This is a genomic window from Azospirillum sp. Sh1 (genome assembly GCF_008365135.1).
GTDB classification, from domain to species: Bacteria; Pseudomonadota; Alphaproteobacteria; order Azospirillales; family Azospirillaceae; genus Azospirillum; species Azospirillum oryzae.
On sequence record NZ_VTTK01000004.1, the window covers coordinates 47,934 to 68,127 of the forward strand.

Genomic DNA, 20,194 nt, shown 5'->3' on the forward strand with positions numbered 1-20,194 from the left:
GTGTGTGGTCCAGCGGCGGCGTTCGTTCCGGCCGCCGCGCAGGTTCATCACCTAGCACCGGGTGGACGGCTTGATTACCCACCGGCTTTGGGCAACATTGTGCCGAATTCAGATCCAATTGGCAGGCGCGGATGCAGGACCTGGGCGACACCATCGCCTTCGTCAAGGTGGTGGAGGAAGGCAGCTTCACGAAGGCCGCCCTGCGGCTGCGGCTGCCCAAGACGACGCTCAGCCGCAAGGTGCGCGACCTCGAACGGCGTCTGGGCATCCAGCTTCTGCACCGGACCACGCGCCGCATTGGGCTGACCGAGGCGGGGACCGTCTATTTCGAGCGCTGCCGGCGCATCGCCGAGGAGTTGGAACAGGCCGAAAGCGCCGTCGCCCAGCTTCGCGACGCGCCGCGCGGCTGGTTGAGGGTCACCACCCCGCCATCCTTCGGGATGAAGGTGATCGCACCGCTTCTGCCCGGCTTCCGCACCCGCTATCCCGATGTCCGCATCGATCTGGTGCTCAGCCACCAGAATCTGGATCTGGTGGCGCGGGACATCGATCTGGCGATCCGGATGGGGGCGCTGCAGGACTCCGCCATGGCGGCCCGCAAACTGGGCGTCCTGCCCCGCCACGTCTACGCCGCCCCCTCCTATTGTGCTGCCCATGGCACGCCGGCCCATCCCGACGAACTGGCCCGGCATCTGACGCTGGCGAACATGACCGCCCGGCGTTCCTCCGGCTACGGCTGGCGCCTGTTCCGGACCGATGGGGGCCGCAACGCCGAAGAGGTCGATGTGCCCATCGATCCGGTGATGGCGGCGGACGATCCGGAAATGCTGGTCCCGACGCTGCTGGCCGGTGGCGGGCTGGTGCTCGCCACCGACTTCGCCATGCGGCCCTACTGGTCGGCCGGGCAGGTGGTGCGGGTGCTGGACGGCTGGAAGGGGTCGGATGTCGACCTGCACGCCGTCTTTCCCGGCGGGCGGATCCAACCGCCGAAGGTGCGGTCCTTCCTGGATTTCCTGGTCGGGCACATCGACCTGGAGGACGGCAGTGTTCAGGGTTGAACGCTGCCGGTCCGGTCGAGATGCTTGGCGGAGTCCGTTACTCCCTCACCACATAGGTGAAGTAGCGGATCACGCCCTTCGCGTCGGTCTCGCGGTACAGGCCCTGGATCTCGTTGTCGAAGCCGGGGAAGCGGTTGGCGCTTTCCTGGAAGACCTTCAGATAGTCGATCATCGGCTTCGCCCGCTCGTCCAGCCTTTCACCCGGAACGATGGTGGCGATGCCCGGCGGGTAGACGACCCACAGGGTGGTGGCGATGCGGCCGGCGATCTCGTCGATCGGCAGGTAATCGACGGTATTGCGCACCAGATGGCGGGTCGCCTCGCGCGGCGGCATCGCCATGGTCGGCAGATGCTCCGGCCGGAAGATGGCGCGCTGCAGGGCGCTGGTGTTCTTCTCGCGGTAGAAGGCATGCATCTCGGCGCAGAGGTCGCGCAGGCGCCGGCCCAGATAATGGGCGCGCCGCTTGGCGACGAATTCGGGGATGACCTCCTCCAGCGGGGCGTTGTCGTCGTGCAGCCGCTTGAAGGCGACCAGACCGCTCAGCAGCGTGCCGGCCTTGCTCGATTCCACGCCCGGCGTCAGCAGGAACAGCAGCGAGTTCAGGTCGTTCTTTTCCGGAACGATGCGGTTCTCGCGCAGATACTGCGCCACCACAGGCGCCGGAATGCCGTGGTCGCCATAGGCGCCGCTGTGGCGGTCGAAACCGGGGGTCAGCAGCGTCAGCTTGTTGGGGTCGGTCATGGCATAGCCCGGCCCGACATGCTGGAAGCCGTGCCAGTCGGCGCCGGGGGCGAATTCCCAATGGCGCACGTCGGTCGCCAGCTCGTCGGTCGGCACCTCTTCCCACGCGGTCGGGACGCCGTTGCGGGTGACGCGGTCGGGCACGAACGGATCGAAGAACCAGCGCTTGGCCGGGTCACTCTCGCGATCCTCGAACTCGCGGCGGATGGCGCGGATCTTCTTGCGCAGCTCGATGCCCAGCCGGATCGTGTCGTCCCACAGCACCTCGCCCGACCGCCCCTTCATCATCTGCGCGCCGACATCCAGCGAGGCGAACAGCGGGTAGAAGGGCGAGGTCGAGGCGTGCAGCAGGAAGGTCTCGTTGAAGCGGCGATGCTCCACCCGGCGGCGCTGGCCCTTGATGTGATTGTCCTTCACATGGATCTGCGAGGCCTGCGAGAAGCTGGCCAGCTGCTTGTGGGTTGACTGGGTGGCGATGATGCCGGGATGGCCGTCATGCAGCCCTTCCAGCCCCATGGCGAAATGGCCCTTGAACAGCGGATGGAATTTCAGGAACCCCGCCCACGCCTCGTCGAACAGGATGTAATCACAGAGCTTGCCGATCCGTTCCAGCATCATCTGGGCATTGTAGATGGTGCCGTCGTAGCTGCATTGCTGGATCACCGCGGCACGGAAGGGGCGTTCGCGCTTCCAGGCGTCGGGGTCCTTGACCAGCGGGTTGCGGCGGATGCGCTCGCGGATCACCTCCTCGTCCAGCGCCTGCGGGTCGATGGGACCGATCAGGCCATGGGCGTTGCGCTCGGTCTCCAGGAAGATCGGGATGCCGCCGCCCAGGAACAGGCCGCCATGATGGGCCGCCTTGTGGTTGTTGCGGTCGAACAGGACGAGGTCATCCTCCGCCACCAGCGCCGACAGCACGATCTTGTTCGAGGCCGAGGTGCCGTTCAGCACGAAATAGGTGCGCTCGGCCCCGAAGATACGGGCGGCCTCCTTCTGCGCCTGGAGCGCCGGCCCCTCATGGACCAGCAGGTCGCCCATCTCCAGCACCGAATTGTCGATGTCGTCGCGGAAGACCGCCTCGCCCAGATGTTCGACGAAGATGCGGCCGATCGGGCTGCGGCTGTAGAAGATGCCGCCATTGTGGCCGGGGCAGGTCCAAAGCTGGTTGCCCTCCTCGGCGTAATCGACCAGCGCGCCGAAGAAGGGGGTCTTCAGCGTGTCGGCATATTGCTTCAGCCGGCTGACCAGATTCTTGGCGATGAACTCCGGCGTCTCCTCCGCCAGGAAGATGTAGCCGTCGACCTGATTGAGCACGTCGACCGGGATGTTCTCCAGCCGCTGGCGGCGGACCAGCAGGATGATCGGCATTTCCAACCCGCGCTGGCGGGCGAAGGCGATCAGCGAGGCCTGCTTGCCGTCGGCGCCGCGCTTGCCCCAATCGACGATCATGCAGCCGATGGCGGCATCGGTGCGGATCGCCAGCTCGGCATCCTCGACCCGGCGGGCGCGCACCACCTCGAAGCCCATCCGCTCCACTTCCGACAGGATCTGCTGAAGCCGCATGCCCTCCAGCTCGTCCACCTCGAAGGCGGGGGCGCAGACCAGGAAGTTGAAGCGGCGGAAGAAATCCATGCGACGGGTCTCCGGAAAAACAGGGCGGATCGGCCGCCGGACGAAGTTCGGCGTGGGCGGCCTTAGGCCGGCGCGCCACGCTACAGCAGCACCGTGACAGATGTATGACGCCCGGTCGGGATGGACCGCTCAGGCGGCCCGGATCGACGAGAGGAAAGCGGCGACCTGGGCATGCAGCGACGCCGCTTCGCCGGACAGCGCGGCGGCGGCGGTCTTGACCTGATCGGCCGCCGCCTCGGTGTCGCGGGCCGCCGCCTCCACACCGCCGATGTGCGTGGAAACCTGGCTGGTTCCCTGTGCCGCCTCCTGGGTGTTGCGCGCGATTTCCCGCGTCGCCGCGCTCTGCTGCTCGACGGCGGCGGCGATGGTGGCGGAGATCTGGCTGATGGACCGGATCGTCGCCCCGACATTCCGGATCGCCGCCACCGTTTCGCCGCTCACCGCCTGGATTTCCTGGATCTGCGCGGTGATCTCCTCCGTCGCCCGCGCGGTCGAGGTGGCGAGGTTCTTCACCTCCTGCGCCACGACGGCGAAGCCCTTGCCCGCTTCCCCGGCCCGCGCGGCCTCGATGGTGGCGTTCAGCGCCAGCAGATTGGTCTGGCTGGCGATTTCGGTGATCAGATGGGCGACCTCGCCGATCCGGGCGGCGGCGGTCGACAGCCCCTCCACGGTCGTGTTGGTCTGCATCACCTGCTGCACGGCCTCGCCGGCGACGCCGTTGGCCTGTTCGATCTGGCGGCTGATCTCCGCAATGGACGCGGTCAGCTCATCGGCCGCCGCGGCGACCGTCTGCACGTTTCCGGATGCCACCTCGGAGGCGTTGGCCACCGCGGCGGTGCGCTCGTGCGTCGACTCCGCGGTGCGGTTCATCAGCTGGGCGGTCTGCTGCATCTGGTCGGCGGCATTGGTCAGCACCGTGAGCTGTCCGGTGATGCCGCTCTCGAAATTGGCGATCAGCCCGTCGACGGCCTGCCGGCGGCGGTCCTTCAGCGCCTCCTCCTCATGCTGCTGTGCTTCCAGACGGCGCATCTCGCGCGCGTTGTCGCGGAAGATGTGGAGCGCGTGGGCCAGCGTGCCGACCTCATCGCCGCGCCCCTCGCCCAGCGCTTCCAACTCGACCTCCAGATCGCCGCGCGACAGCCGCTCGGTCGCCGAGGTCAGGCGCTTCAGCGGGCGGGAGACGTGACGCTGGACGATCCAGACCAGCAGGCCCAGCGACAGCGCGATGCCAAGCACCGATCCCAGCGATTGCCAGAACAGGGCGGCGTCATAGACCGCCTCGCCGCTCCTCTGCGCGGCCTGCATCTCCTCCTTGGCGGCTGCGACCAGCTTGTCCGCCTCGCCGTTGATCTTGAAGCGCACGTCGCGCATCTCGCCGAAGATCACCTGGAAGGCCTCGTCCTTCTTACCTTCGGCCGACAGGGCGATGGCCCGCTGGGCCAGCCGGTCATAGTCGCCGGACAGGGCCTGGATGTCCTTCGCCGGCTGTGCAATGGCCGGCGCGGGGTTGGTCTCCAGGATCCGCTTCGAATAATCCAGTACGGCGGCCAGACGCTGCTGGTAGCGTCCGCGGATGGTCTTCACGTCCTCCGCCTTGGTGGCGAGCACGGCGTTCGAGGTGGCGATCGCCGTGACGTTCAACTCGCTGTTCAGGCGCAGCGCCATTTCCAGACGTGCAGCGTCGCGTTCAACCAGCTGAACGTTGCGTTCATGAAGGGTGGACAGCGACACCAGGCCATAGACCGCGATCCCGATGGCGATGGCGGCCAGCAGCAGCGACGGCCCCATGATCCTGGTGACGAGGCGCGTGCGGGTGGGCGGCACGGAGGTGAGCGACACGGACATGGGGTGCACCTTTTCGAACTCGATCGGCTGGGCGATTGCCGTGCGGACTACGCACTTTGTTGTCAGTGTCGAACCCAAACATTGCTGCACGGTTTACATATGGCGGTATTTCAGGGTATTCGGGCGCGGCAGCGGCGGATAAGTTGACGGTTGGTGACGCTCCTGCGCCAACAAGACGCACGCCGCCGGACCCAGACGTGGCCTCTGGGGTCAGCGTGACGGGTTGGGCGCCGGCATGGTCAGTTCGGGCCCCTTCGCAGCATCGGCGATGGTGATGGCGGACGGCCCCTGGGATCCCAGCGTCACCGTCACCGGACGGCCGTTGTTGTAGTTCTTCCACATCTGGTACAGGGCCAGCGCCGCATACATCTTTGCGTCGCGGCCGGTGTTGTAGGACCATTCCTGGGTCGGCACGACGCGCAGAGTGCCGTTGCCGGTCTGGTCCACCTTGTCGGCGAAGCGGTAGCCGAGACGCTCGCCGATGGTTGCGACCAGCCCGTCGAAGCCGGGCGACAGCCGCTCGAACCCGGCCTGCGCCGGTGCCGCCTCCCCACCGCCCAGCGTGCTGGCGGTCTGCCGCTTGACGAGGTCGGAGAACAGCCAGCCCTCCTCCCCGCTGCGCAGCACCCGAACGCCCATCCAGTTGCCCTCCCGCCGCAACTCCACCACCTCGTCGCCGCGCGCGACGGTGGACCGCACCGCCGCATCGTCGGAGGGTCCGGCACGCAGGTTCACCTTCTCCCCCACCACCGCATGGACGTCGCCGGAGGCGGCAAGCGACGGAATGACCGGCATCCCCACCGTACCGAGTGCCGCAACCAGGACCATGATCGTCTTGCGTGACATGACCGTTCCTCCCGCTGTGGTGCCGGTGCGCACCCTTTCGCGAACAACACGCGGCAGCGGGCGGATGATCCATCCGGGAAGACCACCGCGGCACAGCAGCATTTCCGCTTGACCTCAAGTGCGGTTGAGGTTTTAGGGTGCTTGCATTGGATCTGGCATACCAAGCGCCGGCACCTTTCCTACCGACGAACTTTTCAGGCAGGTATGATGATGAGCAGCCTTGAGCCGGAGACGCAGCGGCGCCCGCCTTCGACCACGCGGACGTTGCGTGCGCATCGTCTGGAGCGGGTGGCGCCGGAGGTCATGCTGGTGGAACTGCGCGATCCCGACGGCGAGCCCCTGCCGCCGGCCGAGCCCGGCGCGCACATCGACGTCCATCTGCCGGACGGGGTGGTGCGGTCCTATTCGCTGTGCGGCGATCCGGCGGACCGGCAGGCCTACAGCATCGCCGTTCTGAACGTCCCCGGCGGGCGGGGATCGCGCTTCGTCCATGGCGAGCTGGAACCCGGCGCCGCCATCTCCATCGGCCTGCCGCGCAACAACTTCCGCTTCGACGAGGCGCCGCGCTATCTGTTCATCGCCGGGGGCATCGGCATCACGCCGCTGCTGCCGATGATCCGCGCGGCGGCCGGCCGGGGAGCCGACTGGACCCTGCATTATTGCGTGCGAAGCGCCGCGGCGGCGCCGTTCCTCGGCGAACTCCGCGCCCTGCCCCATGGCCGTGTCGAGGTCCATGCCGCCGACGAGGGCCGGAAGCTGACGGTGGACGCGTTGCTCGCCGCCACCCCCGCCGAGGTCCCGATCTACTGCTGCGGTCCGCAACGGCTGATGGAGGCGGTTGCAGCATCTGCCCAACCGGCGCAGGATGTCCGCTTCGAATGGTTCACGCCGCGGGTCGAGCCCGTCCGCGAGGATGCGGCCGCCGACAGCCTAGAGGACGACAGCTTCGAGGTGGTCTGCGCCCGGTCGGGCGTGACGGTCACGGTGCCGCCGGGGACCAGCGTGCTGGAGGCGCTCGACGCCGCCGGCGTTACGGTCGATTCGTCCTGCGAACAGGGCATCTGCGGCACCTGCGAGACGACGGTGCTGGAGGGCGAGCCCGACCACCGCGACAGCGTGCTGTCCGACGCGGAACGCGCCGCCGGCAAGACGATGATGCTGTGCGTGTCGCGGGCCCGCAGCGCAAGACTGGTGTTGGACCTGTGAGTCCGGACAATTCAACGAAGGTAGTGGGAGGAGTGATGACCGAGGAAGACCTGCAGAGGCTCGGGCTGGCGCTGTTGAACAGTCCGGCCGAGGCCATCGTCTATTCCGACCGGGACGGCCTCATCCGCTTCTGGAACGCCGGCGCCGAGCGGGTGTTCGGCTTCACCGCCGAGGAGGCGCTGGGCCAGTCGCTGGACATCATCATTCCCGAACGGCAGCGCCAGCGCCATTGGGACGGTTATGACGAGGTGATGAAGTCGGGGGTCAGCCGCTATGGCAGCGGTGACCTGCTGTCGGTTCCGGCGACCCGCAAGGACGGCAGCCGCATCTCGGTGGAGTTCACCATCGTGCCGCTGAAGGATGCCGACGGCGCGATGCTGGGAATGGCCGCCGTCATGCGCGACGTCTCCGCCCGCTTCGAGGAGATGAAGGCCCTGCGCCGTCAGGTGGCCGGCCGCTGACGGGCCTTTTCCGGCACTATGCGCCGCCGGCCAGACGCGCCCGCAGTTCGCGCTTCACCACCTTGCCGTAATTGTTTTTCGGCAGCGCCTCGACGAACAGGTAACGCTTGGGCCGCTTGAAGCGGGCGATGCTGGCGTTGCAGTGGGCATCGAGGCTGTCGGGGGAAATGTCGCGGCCGGCCTCGGCGACGATGAAGGCGACGACGATCTCGCCCCATTCCGGGTCGGGCTGGCCAGTGACGCAGACCTCGGCGACGTCGGGATGGCGCAGCAGCACCTCTTCCACCTCGCGCGGGTAGATGTTGGTGCCGCCGCTGATGATGACGTCCTTCGACCGGTCGCGCAGGGTCAGGTAGCCGCGCCGGTCGAACGACCCCATGTCGCCGGTGTAGAGCCAACCGCCGCGCAGCGCCTCGGCCGTCGCCTTGGCGTTGTTCCAGTAGCCCGCCATCACCACGTCGCCGCGGCAGACGATCTCGCCCACCTCGCCGGGCGGCAGCGGCCGGCCGTCGGCATCCACCACCGCCACCTCGACGCCGCTGCGGGCGAAGCCGACCGATCCCAGCACCGCGTCGTCGTCCGCGGCATGGTCGCGGCGGCGCAAGGACGTGATGGTCATCGGCGCCTCGCCCTGTCCGTAGATCTGGACGAAGACCGGTCCGAAGACCGTCAGCGACCGCCGCAGCTCCTCCACATACATCGGGCCGCCGCCATAGACGATGGAGCGCAGATTGGCCGGCCGGCGCCCGCCGCGCTCCGCCTCCAGCCGCAGCCTCTGCACCATGGTCGGGGCCAGGAAGGCGCCGCAGCCGGGATGACGGTCGCAGAGATCGAGGAACTCCGCCGGCTCGAAGGCCGACGAGGCCGGGACCACCTGCCGGGCGCCGCGGGCAACATAGGCCGCTATGTAGAGGCCGGAGCCGTGAGACATCGGCGCCGCGTGCAGCAGGCTGCACTCCTCGTCCACCGCCTCGACATCGGCGAGATGGGCGATGGTCATGGCCAGCAGGTTGCGGTGCGACAGCATCGCCCCCTTCGACCGGCCGGTGGTGCCGCTGGTGTAGAACAGCCAGCCCAGCGCCTGCGGATCGGGATCGACCGGCCCGGTCCACTCCTCCCCAGCCGCCAGGGCCGCGTAATCGCTCCCGCCGATGACGATCCGGCGGCAGGACGCCGCTGGCGATCCGTCAAGCGCCTGCTCCAATCCGGGGGCCAGCTTGGGCGAGACGAAGACGGCGGTCGCGCCGGAATCCTCCAGGATCTGCACCAGTTCGCGCGGATGCAGCTTGGCGTTCACCGGCGTCGCCGCCATGCCGGCGGCCCAGATGGCGAAGAACAGCTCGACATATTCCGGCACATTCTCCGTCGCGATGGCGATGCGGTCGCCCGGCTGCCCCGACGCCCGCAGCCCACCGGCGATGCGCAGCGCGCGAGAGCGCAGCTCCGCGAAGCTGTGGACCGGCTCGGTGCCACGGAACACCGCCCCGCGGTCGGGGAACCGGCTTGCCGCCTGATCGAGAAGGGAGAAGAGATTCACCGGGGCTGTTCCTTTTACGGCTGATCCGCTTGAGCAGCCGATTGTAGGATATGGGAACCAATTCGGGCAGCCCCCCTTATCGACCGGCTCCCATGACAGTCTCGGTGCCGCCGGCTCTATGAGGCCAAGCGGTCCAACAGCTCCACGGCATCGGCGGGCAAATCCAGCTCGGCCGACGCCAGATTCTCCCGCAGGTGGCCGACCGAGGAGGTTCCGGGAATCAGCAGCACATTGGGCGCCCGCTTCAGCAACCAGGCGAGCGCCACCTGCATCGGCGTCGCATCGAGCCGGCGGGCGACATCCGACAGCTGGTCCGACTGCAGCGGCGAGAAGCCGCCGAGCGGGAAGAACGGCACATAGGCGATCCCCTTGCCGGCAAGGTCGTCGATCAGCGCATCGTCCGCCCGGTGCACGAGGTTGTAGTGGTTCTGCACGCAGACGATGTCGCAGATGCGGCGGCCCTCCTCGACCTGGGCGGCGGTGACGTTGCTGAGGCCGATATGCCGGACCAGTCCCTGCCGCTGCAGGTCGGCGAGCACGCTCAGTTCCCGTTCGATCGGCCCCTCCGCCGGGGCATGGCCATGGTCGCCCCACAGCCGCAGATTGACGACGTCGAGCACGTCCAGGCCGAGATTGCGCAAATTGTCGTGGACGGCCTGCCGCAGCTCGTCGGGCGAGGCCGCCGGCAGCCAGGAGGCATCGTCGCCGCGCCGGGCGCCGATCTTGGTCACGATCAGCAGATCGTCCGGATAGGGCGCCAGCGCCTCGCGGATCAGGCGGTTGGTGACATGCGGTCCATAGAAGTCGCTGGTGTCGATGTGGTTCACGCCCGCTTCAACGGCGTGGCGAAGCACGGCGATCGCCGCGTCATGGTCCTTCGGCGGGCCGAACACGCCGGGACCGGCAAGCTGCATGGCGCCATAGCCGAGCCGCCGCACGGCCTTGCCGCCGAGGGTGAAACTGCCGGATTTGTCGAGATTGGACATGATGGCCTCCCTTGTTGGTCTCGCCAAATCTAGTCGCCAACGCCCTGTTCGATTAGACTGCACAGTCGGGACAGCCTGTGCGGATCGGCGAACAATGCAGCATGACCTTGGGGACCTGAATGCCTTCGTCGCGGTGGCCCGCGCCCGCGGCTTCCGCGAGGCCGCCCGCGCCGGCAACGCCAGCGCCTCGGCCCTCAGCGAAGCCGTGCGCCGGCTGGAGGCACAGCTGGGCGTGAGGCTGCTCAACCGGACCACGCGCAGCGTGGTGCTGACCGAGGCGGGGGAGCGTCTGCTGGCCCGGCTCGCCCCCGCGCTGCGCGAGGTCGATGCCGCGTTGGACGTGGTGAACGGATTTCGCGACCGGGTGGCGGGGACCCTCCGGCTCAATGTGCCGGTCAGCGTGGCAAGGCTGGTGCTGCCGGCGATCCTGCCGCGCTTCCTCGCCGCCTATCCGGAAATCAAGGTGGAGGTGATGGCGGAGGACAGCTTCGTCGACGTGCTGGCGGCCGGCTGCGACGCCGGCATCCGCTATGACGAGCGGCTGGAGCAGGACATGATCGCGGTTCCCATCGGCCCCCGCCGCCAGCGTTTCGCGACGGCGGCCTCGCCCTCCTATCTCCGCGCGAAGGGACGGCCCGAGCATCCGCGCGACCTGATGGCCCATGCCTGCCTGCGCGGGCGCTTTTCCAGCGGCGCCTTTCCACTGTGGGAGTTCGAGCGCGACGGGGAGGTGATCCGGCTCGACCCGCCCGGCCCGCTGGTGGTGGGACCGGGAGGCGCCATGGAACTGGCGATCGACGCGGCGGTGTCCGGCGTCGGGGTGATCCATCTGTTCGAGCAATGGCTGCGCCCGCATCTGGACAGCGGCGCGCTTGAGCCCGTCCTCGAACCCTGGTGGCAGAGCTTTTCCGGTCCCTTCCTCTATTATGCGGGGCGCCGTCTTGTGCCGGCGCCGCTCAGGGCCTTCCTCGACTTCATCAAGGCCGGGGACGGAACCGGCTGATGCCTCCCGTATGGTCAGCTTTCTTGGAACCGCCACGGCGTGCCAGGGTTAAGCTTGAATGCAAATGCAGGGAGCGATCACTCATGCCGAACGATAGGACCCGTTCGCTGCGTCTCGCGGCGATGATGGCCGGCTGTCTGGCCCTGGCCGGGTGCGGCGGCGGGGCGACTGGGCTCGGCCTCAATCTCGTCTCGCAGGAACAGCTCGCCGACCTGGGCAAGCAGGACTGGCAACGCCTGGTCTCCTCCACGCCGGCCACCAACGACCAATCTTACCAGCGGCGGGCCGAGGAGGTGTCGGCGCGCCTGCTGCGTGCCGCCGGCCTCGACGCCTCGAAATGGGAGGTCCGCGTCTTCCAGGGCGAGGACGCCAACGCCTTCGCCCTCCCCGGCCAGAAGATCGGCGTCTATGAAGGACTGTTCCGCTACGCCAGGAACGACGCGCAACTGGCCGCGGTGATCGGGCACGAGATCGCCCACAATCTGGATGCCCACGCCGCCGAGCGCGTCAGCACCCAGATGGCAACGGAGGCCGGGGCCGGCATCGTCGGCGCCGCACTGGGCGCCGGCGGCGTTCCGGCCAGCCAGCAGATCGCCGCCGCGCTCGGCACCGGTGCGCAATACGGCCTGATCCTGCCCTACTCCCGCAACCAGGAGCTGGAGGCCGACCGCGACGGGCTGATGCTGATGGCGCGCGCCGGCTACGACCCGCGCGAGGCCGTGGCGCTGTGGGGCAACATGCGGCAGTCCGGATCGTCACCGCCGGTCTTCCTGTCCACCCATCCCGGCATCGACGACCGCATCGGCCAGTTGAACCGCCTGATGCCGGAGGCGCTGAAGCTCTACGCACCGAAGTGACGGCGTCTCAGCGGCCGGCCGACGGCGGACCGGCGCCATCGGCGACCGGCGACCGGCCGTCTCGGTCGGCCCCCGCCAGATGCCGGCTGAGCGCCGCGGCCAGCGTGCGCGGGGTGACCGGCTTGTGCAGCAGGTGGAAACCGTATCTGAGGGCGTCGTTCTGCGGTTCGGTGCCGATCTCGCCGGTGACGATCAGGCCGGGAATGCCCGGATCGTGCATCGCGCGGATGCGCAGGATGGCCTCCGTTCCGATGCGCTTGTCCCGCAGCCGGTAATCGACGATGAGGATGTCCGGCCGCCGCCCGTCCCGTTCCAGGCTCTCCACCGCATGGTCGGTGGAATCGGCGGCGATCACGTCGAATTTCCAGGAACGAAGGATGCTCTCCATCCCGGCCAGGACGATGGGGTCGTCATCCACCACCACCGCCAGCCGCGTCTCCCCCCGCTCCGGCGGTGCCGGCGCCGCCTCGGCGGGCCGGGGCTCCGCGGCGCGGTCTCCGGTGGCGAGCGGCACGGCGACGCTGAACAGCGCCCCCTGCCCGGATTGCGAATGCACGGTGACGGGATGATCCAACAGGTCCGACAGGCGGCGGACGATCGCCAGCCCCAGTCCCAGCCCCTGGTTGCGATCCCGCTCGGGGTTGTCGATCTGGTACAGCTCCTCGAAGACACGGTCGATCTGGTCGGCCGGGATGCCGCATCCGCTGTCGCGAACCCCGATCAGCAGATGATCGGCCTGCAGGGTGCATTCGACCGTGACTCCGCCGCGGTCGGTGTAGCGGATGGCGTTCTCCACCAGGTTGCGCAGCATGCGGCCGAGCAGCACACGGTCGCTGCGGATCGTCGCGTGGCAGGGCGCCACCCGCCAATCCAGCCCCTTTTCCTGGGCGAGCGGAGCATAGGCGTCGTCCAGGCTCCTCAGCAGATCCGACACGCGGAACTCTTCGAACTGCGGCGCCACGATGCCGGCGTCCAGGCGGGAGATGTCGAGCAGTCCGTCCAGCAGCCCCTTGAGAATTTCCAGACCATGCTGGAGACGGCCGAGCGCGTCGAGGCCGGGACCGTCGGTCAGATGTGGGCGCAGCACCTCGGCGAACAGCAGGATCGACTGCATCGGCTGGCGCAGATCGTGGCTGGCGGCGGCCAGGAAGCGGCTCTTGCTGCGGCCGGCTTCCTCCGCCGCGTCACGGGCGCGGTGGATGTCGTGGATGTCGACCGCGCCGCCGTACCAGGCGACGATCCGTCCCCCCTGGTGGATCGGATGGGTGCGGCTGAGATGCCATCGGTAGGTTCCGTCGGCCCGGCGCAGGCGCAGTTCGTATTCGTGCGGCGCGCCGGCGGCGATGGCGCGGGCGCGGATCGCCTGGACATGCTCGACATCGTCGGGATGGAGGTCGTCCATCCGGTTGGCCTCGGTCGTCATGCGGCCGGTGTAGGCGCGGAAGGCGGCGTTGACGAATTCCAGGGTGCCGTCCGGATGGTTCACCCACATCATGTGCGGCGCATTCTCGACCAGGGCGCGGAACCGTTCCTCGCTGGCGCGGAATGCGGCGGACGCCTCCTCCTTGGCCCGCATCTGCCGGTCGAGGTCTTCGGCCAGCGCATCGAACGACAGTCCGAGCCGGCTCATTTCCGGGCCGTCCACCGCGCCGACGCGGGCGGAGCGGTCACCGGAACGCCAGCGTTCGGTCGCGGCGATCAACGCCGCCACCGGCCGATAGATATGGCGCTTGGCGATCACGTATGCCGCCAGCAGGCCGAGCATCAGCGTGGCGGCGATCCAGATCAGCGACCGTCGCAGCGCGTCGTCGATGCTGCGCATCGCCGCGTCATGGTCGATGCCGATGGCGACGAAGATATGCCGGACCCCGGCGGACAGCGGAACATAGGCAAACACCCGCTGGATGCCGTCGATCCCCATCAATTGGGCGGTGCCCACGGTGTCGGCGTCCAGCAGGGGGCGGAACCGTTGCGGAAGCGCGCTGCCGACGGCACCCGGCCGTGTCGGCGCATGGGCCAGCACGATGCCGTTGCCGTCGGCCACCAGCAGCGACGCGTTGTCGGGAAGCGGGTGTTCGGAGAGATAGCGTTCGAGCCAACCGAGATCGATCAGCGCCGTGACCACGCCGATCGGCGGACCGTCGGCACTGTTGCGGCGGATAGGCAGGCCGAACGGCATGGCGGGCTTGCCGTTGTGCCGTTGCCGGATGAACTCGCCGACGGTGAAGCCGCCGCTTTCCAGGGCGGCGCGCACATGCATGCGGTCGGCGATGGTCCGTCCGGTCAGGGCCGCGTTGGTTGAGCAGAGGATGACCCCGTCCGTGCCGGCGAGGTTGATCGTCAGGTAATCCGCGATCCGCGAGCCCGTGCGCGTCAGCAGCGTCTGGCACTCCGACGCATCGAGAGCCTGCGCGGCCGGTGTCTCGGCCAACAGTTCCAGCATCTGGTGCACACCTTCGACGAGGCGCTGCTGCTCGCCGCCGAGCAGGCTTAGAAGCTGCCGCGCATGCTCGTGGATTTCCTCCGAACGCTGGCGGCGCAGGTCGATCTGGTTCCAGACCTCCAGGGCGCAGATCGGAACCAGAGCCAGGAACACGAGCAGCAGCAAGCGGGTCAGGAAGCTCATGGCGCCCCGATTCCGGCCTTGGTGCTGTGGGTTGCGACCGTCATTGCTCCGTCTCCCGTCCGGTCCCGCTCAACCCTTAACCGTCGGGGACTGCCGAACGCTGCCATGCGATCGCCATTTGCGGCCCGGCAGGTTCGTCGGGAAATCGACGAAGCACAACAGATCAGAAGTGAGAGCGATTGGGTTGCCCCGCACACACGCAGGCCGCCCCGGCCGTCACCCCGCCGCGATGGCGCTGTTCAGCGAGGCGATCAGGATGTGGGCATCCACCGGCTTGCCCAGCACGTCGCGGGCGCCGCCGCCGATCGCCCGCGCCCGCGTGGTCTCGTCGGCATAGGAGGTCATGAACAGGATCGGCGGATGTCCGCCGCCGTCGGCGTTCAGCCGCTCCTGCATCTCCAGCCCGGACAGGCCGGGCATGCGCACGTCCAGGATGATGCAGGCGATGCCGCCGCGGTCGGCGCCGGCCAGGAAATTTGCCAGGAAATCCTCGGCGGAGATGAAGGACCGGCAGCGGAAGCCGACGGACCGCAGCAGGTCGTCCAGCGCCTCGCGGATCGCCTCGTCGTCATCGACCACCGCTATCAGGGGTGCGTTGGACAATTCGTGATGCCTCGAACGGATGGAGGCGCCGTTCCCCGGCGCCACGCGCATCCTAGCCGGACGGGACCGCGGGGAGATACCACACCTAGGTCTACTCCTCCGGGATCTACTCCTCGGCGGCCTATTCCTCCGGGTCCAGCACCTCCGCCTTGCGGACGAGATCGGCGACCGAGCGCACCTGCATCTTCCGCATCACCTTGCCGCGGTGAAGCTTCACCGTCACCTCGCTGATGCCGAGATCGCCGGCGATCTGCTTGTTCAGCCGTCCCTTGACCACCTCGGCCATCACCTCGCGCTCCCGCGGGGTCAGGGTCGCGGCCAGCGATTCCACCGTCATCGCGGCGGCCCGGTCGCGCCGCCTGGAGCGGTCGCGGGCGATCGCGGCCTCCACCGCGTCCAGCATGTCCTGGTCGCGGAAGGGCTTGATGAGGAAATCCATCGCTCCCGCCTTCATCGCCCGAACCGACATCGGCACGTCGGCGAAACCGGTCATGAAGACGATGGGCAGCGCGATGCCCAGGCTGTCCAGCCTCGTCTGGAACTCCAGCCCGCCCAGGCCGGGAAGCCGCACGTCCAGGATCAGGCAGCCCGGCCGGTCGGGAACCGCCGCCGCCAGAAGTTCGGCCGTGCTGCCGAAAGCGAGGCTTTCGATGCCGACCGACCGCAGCAGGTCGACCACCGCCTCCCGCATGCCGGCATCGTCATCCACGACGAGAACCAGCGGATCGTTTGTAACGGGCGGCGGTGCGGGTGATTGCGGCATGGCGGTCAGTCCTCTCGTGCCGGCACGGACGAAACGGCCGGCGATGGCCCGGAAATGGCAGGGGCAGGGGCCGGAGGTTGGGGCAAAGCCGCGGGTATGGTGAACTCGAACACCGCCCCGCCCTCCGCATGGTTGTGCGCGGTCAGCGTGCCGCCGCAGGATTCCACGGTGGACCGGCAGATCGACAGCCCCATGCCCATGCCGTCCGGCCGGGTGGTGAAGAAGGGGTCGAACAGGCGGGCGCGGTTGGCCTCGTCGATGCCCCGGCCGCGGTCGCGGACCGCCACCCTCACCTCCGCGCCGTTACCATCCCCGGCCCCGGCCCGCTCGACGGTGACGGTCAGCTCGCGGCGCGGGCTCCCCGCCTCCGCCATGGCGTGCAGGCCGTTGGTGACGAGGTTGATCAGCACCTGCTGCAAGCCCACCCGGCTGCCCCGCACCGGCGGAACGTCGGGCGCGAAGCCGGTGACCAGCACCGTTGCGGCGGCCGACAGCTCGCGCTCCAGCAGCATCGCCACCTCCTCCACCAGCTGGCGCAGGTCGATGGTCTCGTCGCAGCGGGTGTCCTTGACCAGCATGCCGCGGGTCCGCTGCACGATGTCGGCGGCGCGCTTGCCGTCGCGGACCATGCGGTCCACCGCCTTGGCGGCGGTCTCGATGTCCGGCGGGTCGCGGCGCAGCCAGCGCAGGCAGGCCTGCGCGTTCAGCACGATGGCGCCCAGCGGCTGGTTCAGCTCGTGGGCGATGGAGGCCGACAGGGCGCCCAGCGTGGCGGCGCGCGCGGCACGGGCGAGTTCGGCCTGCGCCGCCAGCAGCGCCTCCTGCGTGCGTTCGCGCTGGGTGATGTCGACGACGCCGACCACCACCCGGTCGAAGCCGACGCCGTCGTCCGGAAAGCTGATGCCCAGCAGCACCGTCAGGGTGCGTCCGTCGGCGGCGATCAGCTGCGCCCTCCCCTCGAACCGGTCGCGCCCGTCCCAAAGCGCCAGGAGTATCTGCGGCAACGCCGGATCCTCGGCGGGAAGGAAGCGTTCGAGCGGCCCCAGCACCTCGGCCCGGCCGGCGGCACCCAGCAGTTCCAGGGTGGCGTCGTTGACGTTGGTGGTGACCACCGACGCCCCCATCTCCCGCGCCCAGCCGGGATTGGCCTGCGCATGGGCGGCGATGTCCGTCACCCCGTCCGCCCGCAGCGCGTCCAGCGCCGCCGTCACGGCGGTGAAGTCCTGTTCCCAAAGCGAAATGCGCGCCTGCTCGAACATGCCTCGGTAGCGCCGTTCGCTGCGCGCCAGCGCGCCGTTGGCCCGGACCAGCAACGCCCGCGACTCATGGTCCCGCACCAGCAGCGCACCGGTGATCAGGATGGCCGCCAGCGAGACGCCGCAGCGCAGCACCGCCGACAGATCCATGTCGTGCCAGTGCGACAGGAAGAAGGACAGCACCGCCAGCAGCGCGCAGCCGGCCGCCACCCGCAGGATGCCCCGCCGGGACAGCGCGGTGGCCGCCAGGAGCAGCACCAGGACATACAGGACCGCGATGGCGCTTTCGATGTCGGTGAAGGTGTCGATGACGAACACGGTCAGCGCCAGCGGGACCGCCAGAACCCCAAGCCGCCGCTCTGCCGCCCGGCCAGCCGCCTGCGAACTGCTCCACTCCGCGCCCGTCCAATCCGCGCCCATGCGCCCGTCTCCAACCTCGGGGTGTGCCGTTCCGATTCCCGCAGCTTGCCTGCCGAAGCCTCCCGCTTCTTGAACGATCTGGACACGGCGGCGCCAGTCATACCTTGGGTTGGTTGAGAAGGCCGCCGAACCGGCGGTACCATCCATTCCCCACGCCTTCCCCCGCCCCTTCCCCAACAAACGCTTCAGGCCGCAGGAGCCCGCCATGGTCGACGCCATCATCATCGGAGCCGGCCAGGCCGGACCGCCGCTCGCCGAACGCCTCACCGCCGCCGGCATGAGCGTGGCGGTGGTCGAGCGCAAGCTGTTCGGCGGCACCTGCGTCAACACCGGCTGCACCCCGACCAAGACGCTGATCGCCAGCGCCCGCGTCGCCCGGATGGCCCAGCGCGCCGCCGAGTACGGCGTGATGCTGGACGGCCCGGTGCGCATCGACATGGCGCGGGTCAAGGCGCGCAAGGACGAAGTCTCCGGCCGCTCGCGCCGGAATGTCGAACGCTGGCTGCGCGGCATGCCCAACTGCCGGGTGCTGCAAGGCCATGCCCGCTTCGAATCGGCCAACAGCGTGCGCGTCGGCGACGAGCTGCTGACCGCGGAGCGCATCTTCCTCAATGTCGGCGCCCGCGCCGCGGTGCCGGACATGCCCGGTGTCCACGACGTGAATATCCTCACCAGCGGCACCATCCTCGACCTCGATCAGGTGCCGCGGCATCTGGTGGTGGTCGGCGGCAGCTACATCGGCCTGGAATTCGCCCAGATGTACCGCCGGTTCGGCGCCGAGGTGACGGTGGTGGAGAAGGGGGAGCGGCTGATCGGCCGCGAGGACCCCGACGTCTCCGACGCCATCCGGGAGCTGCTGGAGAAGGAGGGGGTGACCGTCCGCCTGTCGGCCGACTGCATCCGCTTCGCCCCCCACGCCGACGGCATCGAGGTCGGTGTGAACTGCGCCTCCGGCACCCCGTCGGTGGTGGGAAGCCATGTGCTGCTGGCGGTCGGCCGCACGCCCAACACCGGCGACCTCGGGCTCGACCGTGCCGGGGTGGCGACGGATTCCCGCGGCTACGTCACGGTCGACGACCGGCTGCGCACCACCGTGCCGGGCATCTGGGCGATGGGCGACTGCAACGGGCGCGGCGCCTTCACCCACACCGCCTACAATGACTTCGAGATCGTCGCCGCCAACCTGCTGGACGACGATCCGCGCAGCGTCGACGACCGCATCCAGGCCTACGCGCTCTACACCGACCCGCCGCTCGCCCGCGTCGGCATGACCGACGAGGCGGTCCGCCGTTCCGGCCGGCGGGCGCTGGTCGGCCAGCGGCCGATGACCCGCGTCGGCCGCGCGGTCGAAAAGGGCGAGGCCGATGGGTTCATGCGGATCGTCGTCGATGCCGACAGCCAGGAGATCCTCGGCGCCGCCATCCTCGGCCCGGGCGGCGACGAGGCGATCCACGGCGTGCTCGACATGATGTACGCCAAGGCGCCCTACCCCACCCTGCAGCGCGCCGTCCACATCCACCCCACCGTCGCCGAACTGCTGCCGACCCTGCTGGGCGAACTGAAGCCGCTGGAGTGACGGCGGTTCTGCGCAATGCAGGGCGGCGTTTGCGGCGCAACGGAAATTCTTGACCGCGGAACTGACGGGTCTATGTTTTGGATCAAGTGATCTAAAATCTGGATCGGGAGGCGGATGCGATGGCTCGGCCGCGGAAGTTCGATGAGACGGCGGTGCTGGACGCGGCGATGGACCGCTTCTGGACCCAGGGCTACGAGGCGACCTCCACCCGCGAGCTGGCGGAGAGCATGCGGATGACGCTCGCCAGCATCCACAATGCCTTCGGCGACAAGCGGGCGCTGTTCCGCCGCTCGCTGGAGCATTACCTGGACGGGTCCCTGCGCGCCCGCATTGCCCGGCACGAGGCCTCCCCCTCCCCGGCCGCCGCCATCGCCGGCTTCCTGCGCGAGAGCGTCGAACGCTCGCTCGGCGACGGCTGCGGGCGCGGCTGCCTGCTGGTCAACTCCGCGCTGGAGGTCACGGCGGCCGATCCGGACTTGCGCGATTTCCTGAATGCGGAACTGACGACCATCGAAGACTTCTTCCGCCGCTGCATCGTCAAGGGACGGCAGAGCGGCGAGATCCCCCCAGGCGTCGATGCCGACGACGCGGCCCGCCTGCTCTTCGCCAGCATCCTGGGCATCCGCGTCCTCGCCCGCGTCCGTCCCGAACGCAGCCTGCTGGAAGGCGCCGCCCGCGCCGCCCTGGCGTGCCTGGGCCTGCCGCCGATGCCTGATTCCTGACCGCTGGTCTCCTGACCGCCGCACGGCCTTCCCATTCCCAGTCTTCCCGGCAACC

Annotated in this window: 16 protein-coding genes; 7 read left to right on the forward strand and 9 right to left on the reverse strand. The window is 68.9% G+C overall.

Annotation, left to right across the window (positions count from 1 at the left end; genetic code table 11):
• The first annotated feature begins 131 nt into the window (after positions 1-131).
• Positions 132-1,058 carry a LysR family transcriptional regulator gene (locus tag FZ029_RS06170; protein ID WP_149268434.1) on the forward strand — a complete coding sequence of 309 codons (927 nt, stop codon included), beginning with the start codon at positions 132-134 and terminating at the stop codon, positions 1,056-1,058.
• Positions 1,059-1,095: 37 nt separating this feature from the next.
• On the opposite strand, the gene FZ029_RS06175 is transcribed toward FZ029_RS06170, so the two are convergent.
• The 3 genes from FZ029_RS06175 to FZ029_RS06185 all read right to left on the reverse strand — a co-directional run bounded on the left by FZ029_RS06175 (position 1,096) and on the right by FZ029_RS06185 (position 6,123).
• Positions 1,096-3,432, reverse strand: coding sequence for an Orn/Lys/Arg decarboxylase N-terminal domain-containing protein (locus FZ029_RS06175; RefSeq protein WP_149268435.1), 2,337 nt, complete (start codon positions 3,430-3,432; stop codon positions 1,096-1,098).
• Positions 3,433-3,561: 129 nt separating this feature from the next.
• Positions 3,562-5,277, reverse strand: a complete 1,716-nt coding sequence (locus tag FZ029_RS06180; protein ID WP_149268436.1) for a methyl-accepting chemotaxis protein — start codon at positions 5,275-5,277, stop codon at positions 3,562-3,564.
• A 210-nt stretch (positions 5,278-5,487) separates the two neighbouring features.
• Positions 5,488-6,123, reverse strand: coding sequence for an SH3 domain-containing protein (locus FZ029_RS06185; protein WP_149268437.1), 636 nt, complete (start codon positions 6,121-6,123; stop codon positions 5,488-5,490).
• A gap of 204 nt (positions 6,124-6,327) precedes the next feature.
• Here FZ029_RS06185 and FZ029_RS06190 point away from each other — a divergent pair, with 204 nt between their 5' ends.
• Both FZ029_RS06190 and FZ029_RS06195 read left to right on the forward strand, forming a co-directional pair.
• Positions 6,328-7,329: a PDR/VanB family oxidoreductase gene (locus FZ029_RS06190; protein ID WP_247892161.1), complete on the forward strand. Its 1,002-nt coding sequence runs from the start codon at positions 6,328-6,330 to the stop codon at positions 7,327-7,329.
• Between the two features lie 35 nt (positions 7,330-7,364).
• Positions 7,365-7,790, forward strand: coding sequence for a PAS domain S-box protein (locus FZ029_RS06195; RefSeq protein ID WP_149268438.1), 426 nt, complete (start codon positions 7,365-7,367; stop codon positions 7,788-7,790).
• 16 nt (positions 7,791-7,806) lie between these two features.
• On the opposite strand, the gene FZ029_RS06200 is transcribed toward FZ029_RS06195, so the two are convergent.
• Entirely contained in the window at positions 7,807-9,327 is a 1,521-nt protein-coding gene (locus tag FZ029_RS06200) for an AMP-binding protein (protein WP_149268439.1), read from the reverse strand.
• Between the two features lie 116 nt (positions 9,328-9,443).
• Complete coding sequence (locus tag FZ029_RS06205; protein ID WP_149268440.1) at positions 9,444-10,313, reverse strand: aldo/keto reductase family oxidoreductase; 870 nt, start codon at positions 10,311-10,313, stop codon at positions 9,444-9,446.
• A 94-nt stretch (positions 10,314-10,407) separates the two neighbouring features.
• On the opposite strand from FZ029_RS06205, the gene FZ029_RS06210 reads away from it, so the two are divergent.
• The gene (locus tag FZ029_RS06210) at positions 10,408-11,316 is read left to right on the forward strand and encodes a LysR family transcriptional regulator (RefSeq protein ID WP_149268441.1); all 909 of its coding nucleotides are present in this window, start codon (positions 10,408-10,410) and stop codon (positions 11,314-11,316) included.
• A gap of 83 nt (positions 11,317-11,399) precedes the next feature.
• Entirely contained in the window at positions 11,400-12,173 is a 774-nt protein-coding gene (locus tag FZ029_RS06215; protein ID WP_149268442.1) for a M48 family metallopeptidase, read from the forward strand.
• Between the two features lie 7 nt (positions 12,174-12,180).
• On the opposite strand, the gene FZ029_RS06220 is transcribed toward FZ029_RS06215, so the two are convergent.
• The 4 genes from FZ029_RS06220 to FZ029_RS06235 all read right to left on the reverse strand — a co-directional run bounded on the left by FZ029_RS06220 (position 12,181) and on the right by FZ029_RS06235 (position 17,841).
• Complete coding sequence (locus FZ029_RS06220; protein WP_149268443.1) at positions 12,181-14,799, reverse strand: ATP-binding protein; 2,619 nt, start codon at positions 14,797-14,799, stop codon at positions 12,181-12,183.
• 216 nt (positions 14,800-15,015) lie between these two features.
• Positions 15,016-15,402, reverse strand: a complete 387-nt coding sequence (locus tag FZ029_RS06225; protein WP_188051830.1) for a response regulator — start codon at positions 15,400-15,402, stop codon at positions 15,016-15,018.
• A 121-nt stretch (positions 15,403-15,523) separates the two neighbouring features.
• Positions 15,524-16,165 (reverse strand): response regulator, encoded by a 642-nt coding sequence (locus tag FZ029_RS06230; protein ID WP_149268444.1) that lies wholly within the window; start codon positions 16,163-16,165, stop codon positions 15,524-15,526.
• Positions 16,166-16,170: 5 nt separating this feature from the next.
• Positions 16,171-17,841 (reverse strand): ATP-binding protein, encoded by a 1,671-nt coding sequence (locus FZ029_RS06235; protein ID WP_149268445.1) that lies wholly within the window; start codon positions 17,839-17,841, stop codon positions 16,171-16,173.
• Positions 17,842-18,046: 205 nt separating this feature from the next.
• On the opposite strand from FZ029_RS06235, the gene FZ029_RS06240 reads away from it, so the two are divergent.
• Complete coding sequence (locus tag FZ029_RS06240; RefSeq protein ID WP_149268446.1) at positions 18,047-19,417, forward strand: FAD-containing oxidoreductase; 1,371 nt, start codon at positions 18,047-18,049, stop codon at positions 19,415-19,417.
• A 119-nt stretch (positions 19,418-19,536) separates the two neighbouring features.
• Positions 19,537-20,139 (forward strand): TetR/AcrR family transcriptional regulator, encoded by a 603-nt coding sequence (locus FZ029_RS06245; RefSeq protein ID WP_149268447.1) that lies wholly within the window; start codon positions 19,537-19,539, stop codon positions 20,137-20,139.
• Positions 20,140-20,194 lie beyond the last annotated feature (55 nt).